11 protein-coding genes are annotated in these 19109 nt (G+C 69.6%); 5 read left to right on the forward strand and 6 right to left on the reverse strand.

From position 1 onward, the window contains the following. Window positions 1–35 precede the first annotated feature (35 nt). Window positions 36–1646, forward strand: coding sequence for a Na+/H+ antiporter (locus OV287_RS07010; RefSeq protein WP_267533209.1), 1611 nt, complete (start codon window positions 36–38; stop codon window positions 1644–1646). Window positions 1647–1743: 97 nt separating this feature from the next. Then, window positions 1744–2526, forward strand: a complete 783-nt coding sequence (locus OV287_RS07015) for a YqjF family protein (protein ID WP_267533210.1) — start codon at window positions 1744–1746, stop codon at window positions 2524–2526. On the opposite strand, the gene OV287_RS07020 is transcribed toward OV287_RS07015, so the two are convergent. Beyond that, a complete protein-coding gene (locus OV287_RS07020; protein ID WP_267533211.1) occupies window positions 2523–3455 on the reverse strand; it encodes a hypothetical protein in 933 nt (310 codons plus the stop codon). The genes OV287_RS07015 and OV287_RS07020 overlap by 4 nt on opposite strands. 326 nt (window positions 3456–3781) lie before the next feature. Further along, the gene (locus tag OV287_RS07025; RefSeq protein WP_373371811.1) at window positions 3782–5176 is read right to left on the reverse strand and encodes a serine/threonine-protein kinase; all 1395 of its coding nucleotides are present in this window, start codon (window positions 5174–5176) and stop codon (window positions 3782–3784) included. 208 nt (window positions 5177–5384) lie between these two features. Here OV287_RS07025 and OV287_RS07030 point away from each other — a divergent pair, with 208 nt between their 5' ends. Both OV287_RS07030 and OV287_RS07035 read left to right on the forward strand, forming a co-directional pair. After that, entirely contained in the window at window positions 5385–7700 is a 2316-nt protein-coding gene (locus OV287_RS07030) for a serine histidine kinase EspA (RefSeq protein ID WP_267533212.1), read from the forward strand. Then, window positions 7697–9517 (forward strand): OPT/YSL family transporter, encoded by a 1821-nt coding sequence (locus OV287_RS07035; protein ID WP_267533213.1) that lies wholly within the window; start codon window positions 7697–7699, stop codon window positions 9515–9517. The genes OV287_RS07030 and OV287_RS07035 overlap by 4 nt, the downstream gene beginning before the upstream one ends. Window positions 9518–9523: 6 nt before the next feature. Here the strand turns inward: OV287_RS07035 and OV287_RS07040 are convergent, their stop codons facing one another. The 3 genes from OV287_RS07040 to OV287_RS07050 form a co-directional block, all read right to left on the reverse strand. After that, window positions 9524–13555, reverse strand: coding sequence for a serine/threonine-protein kinase (locus OV287_RS07040; protein ID WP_267533214.1), 4032 nt, complete (start codon window positions 13553–13555; stop codon window positions 9524–9526). 575 nt (window positions 13556–14130) lie between these two features. Further along, entirely contained in the window at window positions 14131–14601 is a 471-nt protein-coding gene (locus OV287_RS07045; protein ID WP_267533215.1) for an NUDIX hydrolase, read from the reverse strand. Between the two features lie 3 nt (window positions 14602–14604). After that, a complete protein-coding gene (locus OV287_RS07050) occupies window positions 14605–16020 on the reverse strand; it encodes a DUF2380 domain-containing protein (protein ID WP_267533216.1) in 1416 nt (471 codons plus the stop codon). Between the two features lie 312 nt (window positions 16021–16332). Here OV287_RS07050 and OV287_RS07055 point away from each other — a divergent pair, with 312 nt between their 5' ends. After that, on the forward strand, window positions 16333–18144 hold the full coding sequence (locus OV287_RS07055) for a serine hydrolase (RefSeq protein ID WP_267533217.1): 1812 nt from the start codon (window positions 16333–16335) through the stop codon (window positions 18142–18144). A 67-nt stretch (window positions 18145–18211) separates the two neighbouring features. Here the strand turns inward: OV287_RS07055 and OV287_RS07060 are convergent, their stop codons facing one another. After that, the gene (locus OV287_RS07060; RefSeq protein WP_267533218.1) at window positions 18212–18991 is read right to left on the reverse strand and encodes a DUF2306 domain-containing protein; all 780 of its coding nucleotides are present in this window, start codon (window positions 18989–18991) and stop codon (window positions 18212–18214) included. Window positions 18992–19109 lie beyond the last annotated feature (118 nt).

A 19109-nucleotide genomic window follows, 5' to 3' on the forward strand; every position in this document is an offset into this window, starting at 1 on the left:
GTTCGGCCTTTTTTGAGCTCAAACGGAGTTCGGGGATGCATTTCGAGCTGGCCTTCGTGCTGCTCTTCTCCATCGCGACGGCGGTGGCGATCGCAGCGCGCTATTTCAAGTTCCCCTACACGGTGGCCCTGGTGGTGGCGGGGCTGGTGCTCGGCTCGGCGCACGCCTTCGAGCCCCCCCACCTCACCAAGGAATTGCTCTTCGCCATCATCCTGCCGGGGCTGCTCTTCGAGGCCGCCTTCCATGTGGAGTTCCGCAAGTTCTGGAAGAACAAGCTGGCCATCCACTCGATGGCCATTCCCGGGGTGGCGGCGTCGGCGGGGCTCACCGCGCTCATCCTCTCGCCGGTGGTGTCGCGGTGGAACTTCGCGCCCGGCTTCGGCTTCATCCACGCGCTGGTGTTCGCCGCGGTCATCGTCTCCACGGATCCCATCGCCGTGGTGGGGCTCTTCAAGGCGCTGGGAGCGCCCAAGCGCCTGGCCATCCTCGTGGAGGGCGAGAGCCTGCTCAACGATGGGACGGCCGTGGTGCTCTTCACGCTCATCGTCGCGGTGGCCACCGGAGGCACCTTCACGGTGGGCGGGGCGGTGTTGGATTTCGTGAAGGTGGCCGGCATGGGCATGCTCGTGGGCGGTGCGGTGGGCTTCGCCGTCGCCCAGGTCATCCAGCGCGTGGATGACGCGATGGTGGAAATCACCCTCACCGTCATCGCCGCGTACGGCTCGTTCGTGGTGGCCGAGCACTTCCACTACTCGGGCGTGATTGCCACGGTGGTCGCGGGCATGCTGTGCGGCAACTGGGCGGCGCACGAGGGCATGAGCCCCGCCACGCGCGTGGCGGTGGAGAGCTTCTGGGAGTACCTGGCCTTCGCGCTCAACTCGGTGGTGTTCCTGCTCATCGGCCTGGAGGTGGAGGTTGGCTCGCTGCTGGCCTCCTGGAAGCCGATTCTCGCGGCGTACGTGGCGGTGGTGGCGGGGCGCGCGTTGGTGGTGTACGGCGTGTCGGGCCTGCTGCGGTTCACCTCGGAGCGCATGCCTTGGAGCTGGACCGCGGTGCTCACCTGGAGCGGGCTGCGCGGGGCCATCTCCATGGTGCTCATCCTCGGTCTGCCGGCGGACTTCCCGCACCGGGAGCTGCTGGTGAACATGACGTTCGGCGTGGTGGTGCTCGCCATCGTCTTCCAGGGGCTCACCATGGCGCCGCTGCTGCGGCGGCTGGGCATCACCGGCATGAAGGATGAGTACCAGGAGCAGTACGAGCTGGCGCGGGGCCGGCTGGGGGCGGTCCATGCCGCGCTGTCCGCGCTGGAAGGCATGCGCCGCAATCGGGAGATTCCCGCCGACGTGCTGGAGCAGCTCGAGCGGGAGTACCACCAGAAGGAGGCCGCCGCCCAGCAGGAGCTGACCGCGCTCAAGCAGCAGTCCATGCGCTTCCATGAGGAGGAGCACCAGGAGGCGGTGCGGCGCATGCTCATCGTGGAGAAGGAGTCGCTCCACAAGGCGTACCAGAAGGCGGCCATTGGCAAGGAGGCCTTCGAGCACCTGATGGCGGACCTGGACGAGCGGATCGCCCGGGCGGACGTCGCCGAGAGTCATACGCCCCCGGCGCAGGGTCCCTCCGCCACCCCGGGCGCGGTCGGTACCTGAGCGGCTGGCCGGTGTCCGGGCCGGCGGAGCCGACGGTGGTGGGCCTCGGCCTCGGGCGGAGCTATGAAGCCGGTTCCGTCCGCCCAGGAGGCCTTGCGTGTCCCAGCGTCCCGCCGAGTCCGTCGTCACTTCCGCCGAGCCTGGGATTGATCGCCTCAGTCCCACGCGCCGGCCGGACGAGCGGCCCGTCATGTACCAGAGCTGGCGCCACCTGCTGTTCCTGCACTGGGCGCTGCCGCCGGAGGTGATGGCGCCGCTGCTGCCGCCGGGCCTGACGCTGGACACCTTCGACGGCAAGGCCTGGGTGGGCCTGGTGCCCTTCACCATGTGCGGCGTGCGTCCCCGAGGCTTGCCCGCGGTGGGCTTCCTGTCGGACTTCCACGAGACCAACGTGCGCACGTACGTGCACTTCCAGGGGAAGGATCCGGGCGTCTGGTTCTTCAGCCTGGAGGCCGCCAACGCCATCGCGGTGCGGCTCGCGCGGGCGTGGTTCAAGCTGCCCTACCACTACGCAAGCATGGAGCTCACCACTGGAAGCGAGGGGAAGCCCTACTCCTATCGCTCCGAGCGCCGCTGGCCCGGGCCCACGCCCGCCACGTGCTCCGTGCGTTGCACGCCCCGGGGCTCTGCCGCCCCCGCCACCCCGGGCACGCTCCAGCACTTCCTCGTCGAGCGCTACTTCCTCTACTCCACCGCCAACGGCTCGCTCTTTCGCGGCCAGGTACACCATTCGCCCTACCAGGTGCGGGGCGCCGACGTGGAGGGACTGGACGAGTCTCTCCTGGCGGCCGCTGGCATTCCTCGTCCCTCCGAGCCCCCTCTGGCCCTCTTCTCGGAGGGTGTCGACGTCGACGTCTTCCGCCTCAGGCGCGTGGCCTAGCAGGAGCCGCAGTCGGCGGCGCAGCTCTTGGCGGTGGTGCCCGTGCCGCAGCTCTCGGTGGCCTGGCACACCCCGTCGCCACAGCTATAGAAGTCCGCCGGCCTCATGCGCGTGGTGACGGGCCGGTAGGTGACGCTGTTGTAGGTGCACGAGGTGTAGAAGGTGTTGGTGGCGTCCAGGGTGCAGTACGTGGAGCAGCTCCCCACATACGTCATGGGCGTGCACTGAGAGGCATTGGGGGAGCCGGCGAGGCCGCACACGCGCGGGCTGCTCTGGCTGCTCGTCAGGGACAGGCCGTCGTTGCCGCCGAAGACGCCCGTGCTGCCGTCGAAGAGGTTGCCGAAGAAGCAGGCCTCCTTGACGTTGTAGTCCGTCAGCTCCTGGGTCGTATAGGTGATGGTGTTGCCGGCCCCGTCGAGCCCCAGCAGCGAGATGTTGACGTTGATGCCGAACTTGTTGGCATGCGCCGCCATGCACGCCGACACCACGTGCAGCTCCGCCGTGGTGGCCGCCAAGCCGCCGGCCCAGCCCGTGGCGAGCCCCAGCACTCCGTTCCACGTATAGGTGGTGCCCCCGCTCGTGTAGGAGCGCGACTGGCCCGACGGCACCGCGCACGCCACCACGTACTTCATCACCTCGTTGCGCACCGTCGGGTCGGCATTGAACCAGGTGCTGAAGCTGCTCGACGACAGCCCGGTGGGGCTCAGTCCATTCAGGCTCAGTCCATTCAGGCTCAGTCCATTCAGGCTCAGTCCATTCAGGCTCAGCCCGTTGCCCACGATGATCTTCTGGGTTGTGCTCCCCCACTCCTCCTGCCCGCCCGTCTCTTCTGGCAGCCCCTCCGCCGGTCCGCAGCCAACAGCGCAGGCCAGCATCAGTGCCAGAAACTCCCAACCACTGCGCCGAGACTCGAAGGTCTTCAACAGCATGGTCCACCCCCTGGGAACGGATGACGCGGGATATTTCAATCTGCCTGTAACTCCCCCTCGTGGAGCCCCTCGGAATTGCTGCCCGACAACCTGAACTCCACGCCATCAGTGTGATTGCTGCGACCGATGAAAAAAAGGATACCCAGGTTAAAACCGTCTAATCGGTCAAAATTGAGACACCTGAGATGTCGGTTCTGGGCAACCAACCCACGTACGACGTCAGCAAGTGAAAGACCTTTCACGAGCTGTACGTGGAAATGTGAAGACGACGCGAGGCAAGGGAACGCCTCACGTCGTCTGTGATTGAGAGGGGAGGGGAGTGGGGCTCAGCCGGCCAGCGGCAGAGAGCAAGCGCGCGCGGCCGAGGGGGTGATGCCGAAACCGCTCGCGTCGCGCACCACCCAGCCGGCGATGTCCGCCAGGGGACCGCCGGTGATGTCGAGGCCCTCGGGGCCGCGTCGTGCATCCACCTGGCCCACGTGGACGCAGGCGTGGACGCTCACGCGCGTGCCGGCCGCGAGCTTCTGGGCGTGCTGGTGCAGCGCTCGCGCCGTCTCCAACAACTCATGGGCATCCGTGCGAGGCAGCTCCTCCAGCGGATGCACGCCCAGCAGCGCCATGCCCGTCTGCACGGCGAGGACGAAGCCCGCCGCGCGCAGCTCCTGCTCCAGGCCGTCGAGCACCTCGGAGACAGCGGCATACGCGGCGTCGTCCTCAGCGCCCTCCTCGAGCACCACCTCGGCGTGCAGGGCGAAGGCGCGCACGCTCTTGCCCGAGGCTGCTACTCGCTCGGCGCCTGCTGGGGCCACCGCGTCGCGCAGCGCAGCGCGGAAGGAAGCCACGTCCGGGTAGCGCCGGTCCGCCTCCTTCTCCAGGCAGCGCAGCACCACCGCGTCCACCGCGGGCGGTACGGGCACCTCGGTGCTCGGCCTCGGCGCTGGGGCCTCCAGGTGCATCCGCTCCACCTCCAGCCGATCCTCGGATTGGAAGGGGTAGTGGCCCGTGAGCATCTGGTACAGCAGCACTCCCAGTGCGTAGATGTCCGTCGTGGGGCCGATGCTGCCGCTGCGGAACTGCTCGGGCGCCATGGCCTGCGAGGTGCCCAGCCGCTGGCCCGCCACCGTCAGCCCCTCCTGCCCCGGCTCGGGGTGGATGAACTTGGCGATGCCGAAGTCCAGCAACTTCACTACCGGTGGCTCTCCCTCGGACACCACCGCCACGTTGCTCGCCTTGAGATCTCGATGCACCACGCCCGCCTGGTGCGCTGCCTCCAGCGCCGCGCACACCGGCTCCAGGTAGGCCAGCGCGCGCTCCGCCGTCAGCCGCCCCCGCTCCTGCAGGAGCTGGCTGAGTGTCCGGCCCGGCAGCAGCTCCATCACGTAGTACGGGCTGCCGTCCTGCAGCATGCCGAAGTCGTACACATCCACGATGTTCGGGTGGCGGATCTGATTGACGACCCGGGCCTCGCGCACGAAGCGCTGCAACATCTCTCCCTGGTCCGTCAGGTGCGGATGCAGCACCTTCACCGCGGCTCGCCGGCCGAGGATGCGATGTTCAGCTTCGTACACCGCGCCGTGGCCCCCCGAGGCGAGGACTGCCTTGAGCATGTACTCACCCGCGAGGGCTCCGGGGGCAAGCTGCATGCGGGCGGGCTGGTCTCGGGGCGGGGTGCGCTCGCCGCGAGGAGGGAGGATGTGAAAAGTGCTGTCCGTGTCCGCCATCGTTTCAAGATTACCACCGCCGGCTCAGCGCCTCCGCCGGGGGGCCCCCCTCTGTCGAGCGCACGGCACTTGAGTTACCCTCGTGGGGTGTTGTGTCCAGTGGTGGATGGAGGGGCCCACAGGACGCCGGGAGGGTGAGGTGCTCTGGGCCCCAACTCTGCTGGATACTTCCACGGCTGATTGAACAACTCCTGCCCCCGGGAAGAGCATGGCCATGAAGATGGTGGACGATCTCACGATGTGTGGAGGGCCCGCGAAGCCGCTCCAGTCCTCGGAGAGCGCGTGCCTCATCCTCACGAGCACGACGACGCCGGCGGCGATCGGAAAGGTGTTCCGCATCGAGTCCGCGGAGCACGTGCTTGGACGGGGAGCGGACGCGGGCTTTCAGATCAACGACCACGGGGTGTCGCGCCGGCATGCGCGCATCACCCGGGCGCCCGAGGGCAGCTTTCACCTGTCGGACCTGGGCTCGACCAACGGCACCTACCTCAATGGTGTGCGCATCGCGTCCGCCGAGCTGCACGAGGGGGACCGGGTCCAGATTGGAACGGTGACGGTGCTGCGCTTCTCCATGCGCGAGCTGGTGGAGCAGGGAGAGGAGCAGCTTCGCCAGGCGTTGAGCGCGGCGCGTGTAGGCATCTGGGATTGGAACGCCGTCACCGGCGCGGTGACGTGGTCCGAGCAGGTGGACAGGTTGCTGAGCCTACCGGTGGGCTCGCTGTCGGGGCGCCCCACGGATTTGTCCGAGGTGGTGCACCCGGGAGACCTGCAGCGTGTGCGCGAGGCGCTGGCCACGGCGCTCGCCCAGCGCGCGCACCTGGATGTGGAGTACCGCATCGAGATGACGGGCGCGCGCGGCCGGTGGCTGTCCTGCAAGGGGGACGTGCTGTGCGATGAGACGGGCACCCCGGTGCGGATTACCGGCACGGTGATGGACATCACCGAGCGCAAGGTGGCCGAGCAGGAGCTGCGCCGCCAGGCGCTCATCTTCGAGAGCCTGTGTGAGGGCGTCGTCGTCACGGACCGGACCGGGCGGATCATCGACTGGAACGCGAGCGCGGAGAAGATGTTCGGCCGGGGCAAGGCCGAGGCGCTCGGACAGACGCTCTTCTCGCTGCTGCACCCGGGTGCGGAGGACAAGCGCACGGGGGAAGTGCTCGCGGCGCTGGAGCGCGACGGCCGGTGGACGGGCGAGATGGACTTCAAGCGGGCCGACGGCACGCAGAGCTACTGCGAGTCCGTGGTGGCGCCGCTGCGCGACGCGGAGGGCCGGACCATCGCCCACATCATGGTCCACCGCGACACCACCGAGCGCCGTCTGCTCCAGTCGCGGTTGCAGATGGCGGACCGGCTGGCCTCGGTGGGTACGCTGGGGGCGGGCGTGGCGCATGAAATCAACAACCCGCTGGCCTACATGCTCGTCAACCTGCACCTCATCTCCGAGGGATTGGACCGACTGAGGAGCTCGTCGGTGGCGGAGACGGTGGATCCGCTGCACCAGGTCATCCGCGAGACGGTGGAGGGCGCCGAGCGCATCGCCTCCATCGTGCGCGACTTGAAGACGTTTGCCCGCGGTCAGCAGGAGGACAGGCTGGGGCCGGTGGAGGTGAGCAAGGCGGTGGAGCTGGCGTGCAAGATGGCGGACAACGTCATCAAGCACCGGGCGCGGCTGGTGACGCAGTTCGAGCCGGTGCCCTCGGTGCAGGGCAACGAGTCGCGGCTGTGCCAGGTGTTCCTCAACCTGCTGCTCAACGCGGCGCACGCCATTCCCGAGGGGGATGCGAAGGACCACGAGATTCGTGTCGTCATCCGCGAGAGCGGCACGGGCGATGTGGTGGTGGAGGTGCGCGACACGGGCGTGGGCATGTCGACGGAGGTGCAGGCGCGCATCTTCGATCCTTTCTTCACCACCAAGCCGGTGGGTGAGGGCACGGGGCTGGGCCTGTCCATCTGCCACGGCATCATCGACTCCATGGGCGGCCGCATCACCGTGGAGAGTCAGCCGGGCAAGGGGAGCTCCTTCCGCGTGAGCCTGGGCGTGGCCGGTTCGCAGGTGGAGGTGCGGGCCGAGCCCGCGCCGGTGCCCACCGCGGGTCGGGCGCGCATCCTGGTGGTGGACGACGAGCCCTACGTGACTCGGGCGCTCCAGCGCTCGCTGTCGCCGGACCATGAGGTGGCCACCGTGAATGGCGCCCGGGCCGCGCTCAAGTTGATGGATCAGGGCAACCGCTTCGACCTCATCCTCTGTGACGTGATGATGCCGGGGATGACAGGCATGGACCTGTACGCCGAGCTGAACCGCACCGCGCCGGACCAGGCCCAGCGCGTGGTCTTCATGACGGGTGGAGCCTTCACCCCGCGGGCGCTGAGCTTCCTGCAGGAGGTGGCCAACCCGAAGCTCAGCAAGCCGTTGGATTTGCGTCAGCTCCGGGCCCTGGTGAGCCGCTCCGCCCAGTCGCCTGCGTCCGCCGCGGCGCCGTCCGCGCCCCAACTGGTGGCCGTGGCTCAGGGAGGCGCGAGATGAGTGAGCGGCCGTCCGGGCGTGCTGCGGCCACCCCCGTGCTCGTCCCGGACGAGTCCGCGTCTCCCGCGCTCCACCCGGTTCCCGCGGCGTCACTCCCGGCGCCACCTTCGCCCGAGCTGACGGTGCGTGCGCTGGTGGCCGGAGGGCTCATCGGCTCGGTGGTGGCTGTCACCAACGTCTACACGGGGCTGAAGACGGGCTTCTGGGAGTCCGGGTGCGTGCTGTCCGCGCTGTTGGCCTTCGGTGGCCTATCGGCGGTGGCCCGGCGGAGCACTCCGCTCTCTCCGCTGGAGACGAACCTCTCCCAGACGGCCGCTGTCTCCGTAGGTGCGTTGCCCGCCAGTGCGGGGTTGCTAGGTGCGGTGCCCGCGCTCGCCATGCTGGGAACGCAGCCGCCTGGCTGGGCGGTGGCGCTGTGGGGCGTGGGGCTGGGGACGCTGGGGGTGCTGTTCGCTTTTGCGCTGCGGCGTCGCCTGCTCGAGGACGAGGCCCTGCCTTTTCCCACCGGTGCCGCCACCGCGGAGCTCATCTCCACGTTGCACTCCACCGGCTCGGCCTACGCGGCGCGGGCCCGGGGCTTGTGGGTGAGTGGCCTTGCCTCCATGGGGCTCACCTGGTTGAGGGACGCGCGGGGCCTGGTGCCTCCGGCGTCGCTGTTGCCCGGGACGTTGAAGGTGGGTGGGTTGGGCGCTGACAGCTTGTTGGTGGGCATCGGCTGGAATCCGATGCTGCTGGGCATCGGCGTGCTGGTGGGCCCCCAGGTGGGGCTGAGCATCCTGCTGGGCGCGGCAGTAGCGTGGGGCGGATTGGCCCCCTGGCTGGTGCGCGAGGGGCTGGTGAAGGAGGCGGGTTACCTGACGTTCTCCGGGTGGCTTCTCTGGCCTGGCGTGGGGTTGATGGTGGGCGCCGCGGCCGCGTCGCTGGTGTCCCAGGTGCGCGCTCTTCCGTCCGTGGTGAGGGACCTGCGCGGGCTCGGGCGGCAAGGCGCGGGTTGGGAGGCCACGGCTGGTCAGTGGGTGTCCAGGGCGGTGCTCCCGGCCATCCTGCTCACTGGGGTGATGGCGTGGTTCGCCTTCCAGCTCAGCCCGCTGTACTTCCTGCTGGCGCTGCTGCTGACCTTCCCGCTCAGCGCGGTGTGTGCCCGCGCCACGGGCCAGACGGACATCGCGCCCATGAGTCCTGTGGGACAGCTCGCGCAGGTGGGCTTCGGCATGGTGGTGCCGGGGCAGCCCAGCCTCAATGTCGCGGCCGGCGCGGTGGTGTCGGGCGCCGCGTCGCATACCAGCGCCAGTCTGTGGTCGCTCCAGTCCGGGCGGCTGTTGGGCGCCAGCGCCTCGCGCCAGCTCCTCGTCCAGCTCCCGGGGGTGCTGCTGGGCGCCGCCGTGGCCATCCCCGCCTATTCCCTGCTGGTGTCCGCTCACGGCCTGGGCTCGGAGGCGCTTCCCGTGCCCACGGGGCAGCAGTTCAAGACGGTGGCGGAGTTCACCTCGCGGGGGCTGGCTGGAATGCCGCCCTCGTCCACGTTGGCCACGGGCCTCGCCTTCCTCGCGGGCGTGCTGCTGTCGGTGGGCGCGCGCGGGCGGCTGGCGCGGTTGCTGCCCTCGGCGGCGGCCATGGGCATCGGCTTCGTCGTGCCGCCCTACTACGCGGTGACGCTGTGCCTGGGGGCGCTGCTGGCCGCCATCGTGGGCCGTCTCCGCCCCTCCGCCACGCAGACGGTGCAGTCGGCGGGGGCTGGCGCCATCATCGGCGAGTCCCTCCTGGGTGTCTTCATCGCGGCGCTGCTCGGCCTGGGCCTGCTCCAGTCCTCGGGGTGAAGCGCCTCACTCCGGGGGGAGCTCGAGCGCGCTCCGCAGGCTGCGCTTGAGCCGGTCCCTCATGACGTTGGGAATCTTCTCGGCCCGGCGCAGCGCTTCCTCCAGGCAGCGGATGGCCGCCGCCCGCTTGCCCCGCCTCATCAAGGACAGCCCCATCAGCTCCAGCACCTCCAGCGGCTCCTGCTCCACCGAGTACTCGTTGGAGCGCTCCAGCAGTGCCTTCCACTCCTCGGGCGTGGCGTTGCGCGTGGCCAGCTCCACCGCGTCGAACATGACGGCCTCCGAGGGGCTGAACTCCGCCCCGCTCTGTTTGAGCGTCTGGCGGATGTCCTCGAGCAGCGCACGGGCCTTCTCCTCCTGCCCGGTGTAGGCCAGCGCCCGGGCTTGCAGCAGCAGCGCCCAGGGCCGCGGCGCCATCTCCGGGTGGTGGCGCTCCAGCGCCATGGCGCGGGCGATGTGCGGGGCCGCCGCCTCCGCGTCCCCCGCCTGGTAGAGCAGCTCGCCCATGTTGTGCGCGGCGAAGTACTCCCAGCCCACCATGCCCAGCTCGCGCCCCAGGTGCAGGAAGCGCTCCTGGTCCTGCATCGCCCCCTGGAAGTCGTTGCGCGCCACCCACAGGTTGCGCCGGTTGTTGATGGCGCTGCCCAGGTGCAGCCGGTCCCCGCGCTCGCTGCACTCGGCGATGACTTCCTCGAAGATGCGCTCGGCCTCGTCGATGTGGCCGATGTTGGGGAGGATGACGCCCAGCAGCAGCTGCGCCACCACCAGCGACTCGTAGCCGGCATCCCCCAGCTTCCGGGCCCGCTCGGCCGCCTCCCGCAGCGGCTCGCAGCACTCCTCCCACTGGTGGTTGCGGAACTGCGCGCGCCCCAGGCCCAGCAGCAGCCGCACCTGCAGCAGCGGGGAGCTGAGGTTGCCAGCGAACGCCAGCTCCTGGGCCGCGTACACCAGCTTCTCGGAGCTCGCGTAGTCGTTGATCCAGTCGTAGGCCATGGCCTCGTCCAGGAGCAGGTCTACCTCGTCCGTTACCGCCTCCAGTTGCCGGGCCAGCTCGCGCGCCGCGGCGAAGTCCGCCAGTGAGTCCTCGTAGCGCCCCACGCGGTAGCGCATGAGGCCCCGTCCCCGGAGCACCGTGAGGCGACGGCGCCGATCGTCGGCCTCCAGCAGCTCGAGCGCGCGCGTATAGGTGGACTCGGCCTCGATATAGGCGTGCCGTCCTCGCGCGGACTCGGCCAGGTCGATGTAGAGGGCGGCGGCCTCGTCGCGCAGGCCGGCGGCGGCGGCGTGCAGGGCCAGGCGAGGCAGGCGCTGACGCTCGGCGGCTCCCGCCTTGCTCTGGTAGTAGCGGAACGCGGCGCGGTGGATGCGCACCCGGTCCGCCTCGGGCAGCGAGCGCTCCACCGTGGCGCGCAGCAACTCGTTGCGGAAGCTGAGGCCCTCCTGGCGGTGGCTCACCAGCAGGCCCAAATCCAATAGCCGGCGCGTGGCGTGGCGCGGGTCCAGGGGGAAGTCCGCCGCGCCCCCGTCCTCCTCCAGCGAGTGCACCACGCCCTCGGCCTCGGCGGCGGTGAAGTCCGGGCCGAGCAGCGCGCACAGCCGAGCGTGCGCCGCCAGCTCCACCGGCAGCGCGCCCAGCTCGCGGTCCGCCAGCCAGTCCACCAGCCGCAGCTCCGGCATCCGGTCCAGCTCGTCCGTGGCCAGGTACCAGCTGCCACCACTCGCGCGCTGGCGCACCAGCCCCTGGCGCTTGAGGCCGCGCACCAGCTCCACCAGGAAGAGGGGGACGCGCTGGGCGCGCTCGGCGAGGTACTCGAGCGCGGCGGCGGGGATGTTCTCCGCGGGGCGCAGCAGGGTGCGGCACAGCTCCACCGCGCTGGGTGGAGACAGGGGGCCGAGCGGCAGCACGTGGCGGCGTGCGGCGCGCGTACCCCAGGAGGGACGCAGGCGCTCGAAGCCAGGGCGCGCCAGCACGCACACCCAGAGGGGGAGGCGGGACTCGGCGAGCGCGGCGTACTCCAGCGCGTCCAGGGCCGTCTCCTCGGCATGTTGCGCGTCGTCGAGCAGCAGGCACAGGGGCCGGCGGCGGGCGCGCGCGGCCAGCAGCTCACCGGCGGCGCGCATGGCCAGCGAGCGTAGTGCGCCAGGGGCCGCGGCCCAGCTCTGCAGTCCGGCGGCGCCCGGAGCCAGCCACCCCAGGGTGGAGGCCACTCCGGGCCATAGCTCGGTGGCGAGCTGCGGCCCCAGCAGCTCGAAGCAGGTGGCGCGGCCCTCGTGGTCGGAGCCCGTCAGCTCGGTGTCGCCGCGGAAGTCGTACAGCGCGCCGCGCAGCAGCATGCGCAGGGTGCCTTCGGGGTCGCCCTGCACCGGCTCGCGGGCGCGCCAGGTCACCACCCGCGCGTTGGGCAGGCCCACCTGGAGCCGCTGGACGAGCGCGGCGCTCAAGTGGGTCTTCCCGTGGCCTCGGTCCCCCAGCACGGTGACGAGCGTGGGCGCGCCCTCCACCAGCGCCTGGCCCGCGCTCTCCATCAACTCGGCCAGCTCGCTGCCGCGGCCCACCAACACGCCGCTGCCATGTTGGAGGATGGTGACGTCCTCGCGCCCCAGGCTCGCCGAGGCGCGCCGGAAGACGCCCTCGCGGCCCGTCACTGGCTCGCACGGTAGGTCCGGCAGGGCCTCGGTCGCCGCGGTGGTCAGCAGCAGGGTGGAGGGGTCGTCGTCGGTGGGGTAGCGGTCCTTGCGCGAGAAGATGGGGCCGAGGTAGCGCGCGGGGCCCCCGGGGCGGCGCTGCACCGTCACCGTGGCCACGTCCACCAGCGCGGCGGACGCCAGGTTCTGCGCGGCGAGGCCCTCGGCGGCCTGCCGGGCGCGCTGCACGGGGTTCTCTCCCGCGTCCGGATCGAAGACGCCAGCGAAGCGGGTGCCCTCATGAGAGGCCATCTGCCCGCTGAAGCTGGCGAGCGCCTTCTGCACGGTGACGGGGTTGGCGCCCGAGCGGAAGAAGAGCACCGCCACCGAGCGCCGCACGGGCGCGGGCGGCGTGGGCGCGGCCTTCTCCAGCGTGCGCGGGGCGGGGGCTGCGGTGGGAGGCTTCTCCGCGCTGGCCAGTGCCTCCTGGAGGACGAGCCGCAGGGCGGCCACGGTGTCATAGCGGCGCTCGCGCTCCTTGGTGAGGCAGCGCAGCACCACCTGCTCGAGCGCGGCGGGCACGGGCACCAGCTCCGAGGGACGCAGGGGCCGGCGCGCCAGGTGGGCGTGGATGACGTCGGCCGGGGTGCCGAAGAAGGGCGGGCGGCCGGTGAGCATCTCGTAGAAGAGGATGCCCAGGGAGTAGATGTCCGAGCGGATGTCGAGGCTCTCCTGGCCCGAACACTGCTCCGGGGACATGTACTCGACGGTGCCCGCGAAGGAGTCACCGATGGGAGGCGTGGGCTCATCGGTGGGAGAGAGGGCCGGGGTGCTCACCGCGCGCGAGAGGCCGAAGTCGAAGAAGCCGGCGGAGCGCGAGGCGTCCTCCAGGAAGACGTTCTCTGGCTTGAGGTCTCCGTGGAGGTAGCCGTGTCCGTGCACCACCGCGAGCGCATCCAGCAGGGCCTGTGCGCGTGAGGTGAACTCGGTGAGCGGAATGGGGCCAGCCACCTGCGCCATGCGCTGCGCCAGGGTGGGCTGGGCGATGAACTGCATGACGAGGTAGGGGGCGCCGTTGGGCAGGGTGCCCGTGTCATGCACGGTGGGGACGGTGGGCGGGCCGATGATGCGCAGCACCTCGGCCTCGCGGGCGAGCTGGGTGCGGGCGAGGGGCACTTCGGGGTGGGCCACCTTGATGGCCACATGCACGCCGTCGTGCTCGCGCCGAGCGGAGTAGAGGGTGCCGAAGCCGCCGCGTGCGACCTCTTCCTCCAGCCGGTAGCCGGCAATGACGAGGGACGGCGCCGCCGACCGGCCACGCCCCGGGGAAGGGGCGTTGGTCGGGGTAGCTCCTCGAGGACAGTGCGCGTGGGTCTCCTCCCAACGCTGCCCACATGTCACACAACGCGGCACGTCCCCAATCTACCGCAACCCGGCCAGGTTTCCCTCGCTTGACAACAGAGACACCCGCTCCTGTCGAGATGTCGTGGAACGGAGGGGCTCATCCTCGGAAAGCCGTGAATGGTGGGCCCGGCCAGGCGCACCGGGTCTTCACGGGGCGCGTGTGGCGTGAGCCCGAGCGTGCGAGGCGGTGCGGTGGCTGTCAGCCCCGCGCTCCGCGAACGAGCTCGACCGTCATGCGCGCAAGTACCTGGAGGTACCCCGCACTCGTTGACGTCAATGAGTGATGTGGGTTTTTGTGCGATGCTCGTTGACGTCAACGAGTGCGGCGGGGATGCGCCCCGTGTCGAGACGGGTGACGTCATGATGATGCCCAGCGTGTCCACGCTGGTTCCCGGCGGGACGCGGAGCGCCAGCGCACCGTCACTCTCGGCAACGTGATGTTTCCTCAGTAGCCGTCGACAGCCCTATCCGCTGGGCTCACCCGGACCCTCTGTCTCGTCCGTCGTCGAGCGCTCGCTTGTGAGGAGTGAATGTTGCCCTCCCAAGCACGTTCGTTGCTCATGGCCCTCGCCAGGGGATGAAGCTCAGACTTCTTCGTCGGGCAGGAGCGTGAGTAGCAGCTCGTCGTCGGGTCCGAGTGGCCGCCAGCCCGGGGGAGGTGGCGTGGCGAGGAGCGCTGTTCTGACCCGCCTGGCACGATCCTTATGAGTTTCGGGGGTGTAGGCAATCCATGAGCCAACCGCCTCGGCGACCTTGAAGCGATTTGCATCGTCCAGTACGGACGGCCAGCCGTCGGGCACGCTCTGGGACCACAGGCGCGTGAACACGTCGCGCACGAAGCGAGTGACCTGCTTGCGCCGCTCCGCCTCAGCGAGCAGCCCACTCAACACCTGCACGCCGGCAATGTCGTCCGGACCCAACTCCTCGGCCAGCAAGTGCAGCGGGACGGCAGGGCGCGCCTCGGCGAAGGTGGTGAGTGAGTCGTAACCTCGCTCGCGGACCCGCTCAGACAGGCGCGCCTTCCAGTTGCCCTCCCAGGAACGTCCGTCGGTCATCGCTCATTTCCCACGACAGCGGATGAAGTTCATCGGGATGTCGTAGTCCATCATGCGCTTCGCGACTGTTCCCAGGACCTCGCTCCGTGTCAACATCCGACCGGTCGTTGTCTCGGCTTCAAGCAGTGCCTCCATGAGCATCCGGTTCCATTCACCGGGCCACTTGCGCCCCAGCTTCCAGTTTCCACCACCGTGAATTGCCTGGTGGTGCGACTGCTGCAACGTGACGCAGAACCATTCGATGCTCATCTTGCCGGTGAAGCCGCGCTTCTCGAACCACTCGCGGAACTCCTTCGGCATGACGTGGTGACGTGGGGGCTCAGCCATGCCGGCGCCTGTCTTGCCCGTCACGCGCATAGCCCTCACTTCGGGCGCATCCCCCAGCGCCTCACGCACGCCTCGCGGCAGCTCGCCGTGTCCCTGTGCCATCATCACCTGGCCCGCCTGAATCCGCACAGCGGCGCTGACGGCGGGCAGGGAGAGGATGCCCGCGCGCACCAACTGGCGCATCATCTCCACCCACTCGGCGGACACGACAATCCGAGTCCCCATCATCACGCCGTTGGGGCCCACCATGAGGCCCACGCCGAGCATGGCGGGAGCGGCCGGGCGCACGGCGGGGAGCGAAAACCTCAGCGCCGACAGGAGGGTGAGCGCCTCCATGGACTCCTTCAGCCAGCACCAGCGCCGTCTCAAGGACTTTCGCCCCCTTGTGCGCGGCCTCGAGGAGTGCGGCGAACTCGCCGGTGAGGTGGCCCACCAGGGCGGGCATGTCGTCCGCTGCGGCCTCCACCTGCTCTGGCTCCAGGCAACCCAGACGGTCAGCAGGGTGGAGCCCAGCATGGCGGCCTCCAGCCGTGGGCCGGCGAGGCGCAGCAGGGCGAGCTTCATGTCCGGGTCCTCCACTTCCGAGGCGGCGGTGGCCAATTGGGTGGCGGCGGCCAGCTCGGCGTCAATCCACCGCAACTGACGTTCGCCGTAGTCGAGGTAGCGGACGAAGAGGCCTCCAGCGCAGCCGGCGATGCCCAGGTGGCTGGCCTTGAATCTGGAGAGCTCGCCGGAGATGCGGCGGGTGGAGCTGGACACCTCACTCACGCCACTGTGAAAGGCCAGGTGGGCCGCGAGCGCGCTCTGCCTCACAGTCCCCTCGGAGCTGCCGGGGCCGGTCGCCGTCACCTCCTCCCGAGAGCCCCGGCGACGGAGCAGCCGCTCCGGTACCTCGCGCCCAGGTGGGGAGGGGGGCTGGGAGGCGAGGGCGAGCGGCGGCTCCTCGCCCGGCTCTCCGGCCACCACGGGCCGGGTGGCCTCGTGCGGGGCGTAGCGCAGGCTCCCCCCATGGCCGGGCGGAGGCATCAACGACGCACAGGCGTTGGACAGGAGGGCCAGGGAGAGCAGCAGCGCCAGCCGCGTGGACGTCATCAGCGCCTCCGAACGGGGATTCCCATCCTAAGGGCCACCTCCGACGGCTCTGGACGGCCGGGAGACGACGGACTCGGAGTAACTGGCCTGCACCGCGGTGGCACAGGTCTTCGGACACGGTGTGCCACCTGAAGTGTGCCAACTGCTGTGCCATCGGCCCGCGGTTCACGGGCTCCCGCGGCCAGGATTCGCGTGCTTACGACGGTCCACCCATGTCTCGACAGGGCTTCGAGCCTCGGCACGCGCGCTGCAATCAGGCTCCAGCGCAACCGCAAATGCCGCCGGGAGCTCCATCCCGGCAGGAGCCAAATCATGTTCAACCTTCGTTCCCGACTGCTCTCCGCGCTGGCCCTGGCCGGCGTGACCTTCTCCTCCGCATGCGGCCCTGTCGAGCCCATGGAGGGCATCGACACCTCCGCCGCGGCCGAGCCGGCTCAGCGCGAGGACGCCGCACTGGGCGAGTCGCTCAACACCACGCCTACCGCCGCATGGTGGTACTACGGCCAGACTCCCGAGCAGGTCTCGGACCTGCTCAGCGCCAATGGCGCCCGCCTCGTCAGCCTCCAGGTGGAGCAGGAGTCTCCCCTGCGCTTCACCGTGGCCATGGTGAAGAACAGCGGCAGCTACGCCAAGGGCTGGTGGTGGTACCACGGCGTGACGGGCAGCCAGCTCTCCTCGTACCTCAGCACCAACAACGCGCGCCTCGTCAGCCTGTCTCCCTATGAGCTCAATGGGACGACGTACTTCGCGGCGGTGATGATCAGCAACACCGGCGCCGATGCCAAGGGATGGTGGTGGTACTACGGCGCCACCCCGGCGCAGATCAGCACCGCCCTCCAGCAGAACAACGCGCGGCTGGTGGACTTCGAGAGCTACTCCACCAGCGCCGGCACGCGCTACGCGGCGGTGATGATTCCCAATACCGGCTCCGACGCGCGGGCGTGGTGGTGGTACTACGGCGTCACCGGTAGCCAGCTCTCCAGCTACCTCTCTCAGAACAACGCGTTCCTGACCAACATCGAACCCGCGGACGCCAGCGGCTCCACGTTCAACGTCATCATGGAGCAGAACCCGGGCATCGGCTGGTGGTGGTACTACGGCGTCACCTCGTCGCAGCTCGGCGACAAGCTGTCGCAGAATGGTGCGCGGCTGCTGGATGTGAAGACGTACTGGTCGGGTGGCGTGCGCAGGTTCGCGGCCGTCATGGTCAATAACTCGAACGCGGCCACCACGCGCATCGGCGAGCTGATGCGCGACGGGACGGATGGCGCCACGGGCCACTACCTCAAGCAGGTGGGAGGCTCCGTACAGGCGGCTCTCCAGGACACCCGCGCCTTCGAGCCCGCCAGCACCATCAAGGCGCTCATCGCCCTGCACGCCATGCGAGAGGTGGACGCTGGCCGCGCGAGCCTGAACCAGCTCGTCAACGTCTACGCGCCGCCCGCCAGCGGGAGCTGCCCCACCAGCACCGTCACCGGCTCGGAGACGCTGGGAGACGCCATCTACCGGATGCTCGAGTTCTCCGACAACCAGCGCACCCGCGCGGTGATTGACGAGTTTGGTTTCGCTCCCATCAACCAGACGGCCGATACCGTGGGCATGGCCTCCACCCAGCTCAACCACTACCCGGGCTGCGGTGGCCCGGTGGCCAACGTGCTCACGCTGGCGGATGCCGGCCGCATGTACGAGGGCATCGCCAACGGCACGCTGCTCTCCGCCTCCAGCCGCACCGCCCTGTACCAGCGCATGCCCGAGCAGGCGGGTGACTTCACCGGCATCCGCAGCGCGCTGATGACGCTGGTGGACCAGGAGGGGGCGAGCCTCGGGTTGAGCGCCAGCGCCCGCAGCCAGTACAAGAGCCGCCTCATCACCCACTACAAGGCTGGCGGCTACACGCTGTGCGGCAGCGGCTCGTGCCTGGAGTACCGCTCGGTGGCCGGCGCGGCGGAGGTCCCCCGGTGCACTCTCGGCGTGCCCGTCACGCAGAACTACGTGTGGGGCATCTTCATCAACGGAGCCAGCAACAAGGCCGCGGCGGACAGCACCTTCACCAACTCCAAGGTCGAGCCTCTGCGCGAGCCCATCCGCGCGGCCCTCTCCAACTGGAGCGCCTGCTATCCGTAGTCTCCCTCACCTGAGATGACTCCGGGCCCTTCCCCCTGCAAGGCGGGAAGGGCCCGTTGGTTTTTGCTCACGCCGGCCCCAGGGAGGGTGGGGCGAGGGTGGCCGGGAGCCGGGCGCCGTGCCTGGCGGACTCACCGCGCTCCAACCACCACTCGGCGATGAGCAGCGGCACCACCCAACCCAGCCAGGTGGTCAGGCCAGCGATGGTCCAGGAGAGCATCTTCTCGCTGCCCTCGAAGGTCGTCTCCAACTGCGGCGCAAGGACGAGGTACGCGAGTACCCCCCAGAGCCGGTTGGTGATGGTCGACGCGGTGAGCGCGAAGCTGCGGATCATCCACCGACGATGCTCGACATACCGGCGCTGCCGCGCCCTCCGGTACCCGATGACCGTGAAGCTCAGCCAGAGCAGCGACAGCAGGACGGTACTCATTCGGGCCACCGGGCCGAAGGGAGTGAACACGCCGATCACCAGGCCCGTGAGTCCGGCGGGGAGCACCCCACCGAAGACGTACACCCGGCCGATGAGCCGGTGGGCAACCGGATGACGCTGGCGGAACCATGGCCACACCTGCAACCAGGTGGTCAGCAGCGCCACCGCGCCGAAGACCACGTGCACGACCAGGAACGGGTAATGCGCCGCAAAGTCATCCGGCTGCGGTACCCGGGAACGTTCTGGGTTCAGTGACAGATAAGGTGGCAGCGAGAACGCCACGAAGAGGATCGAGATGATCGCCAGCGGAGCGATCCAGGGGCGTTGCCACCACTTCCGCCCCAGGGTTCGGCCTGTCGAGGCAGCGGTACTGGTGGGCCGCGGCTGTACATCCGGCAAGTCGGTCGTCGTCCTCATGAGTGGCTCCAGTCGGGTCGTGGCACCCGGAAACGCACCTGCTTGCTCGGCAGCAGGGGGTCTCGGCGGTATCTGCGTATAATATACGCAATGCGTACGAGATACGCAATGCGTGCGC

Source organism: Archangium lansingense (assembly GCF_026626635.1).
GTDB lineage: Bacteria > Myxococcota > Myxococcia > Myxococcales > Myxococcaceae > Archangium > Archangium lansingense.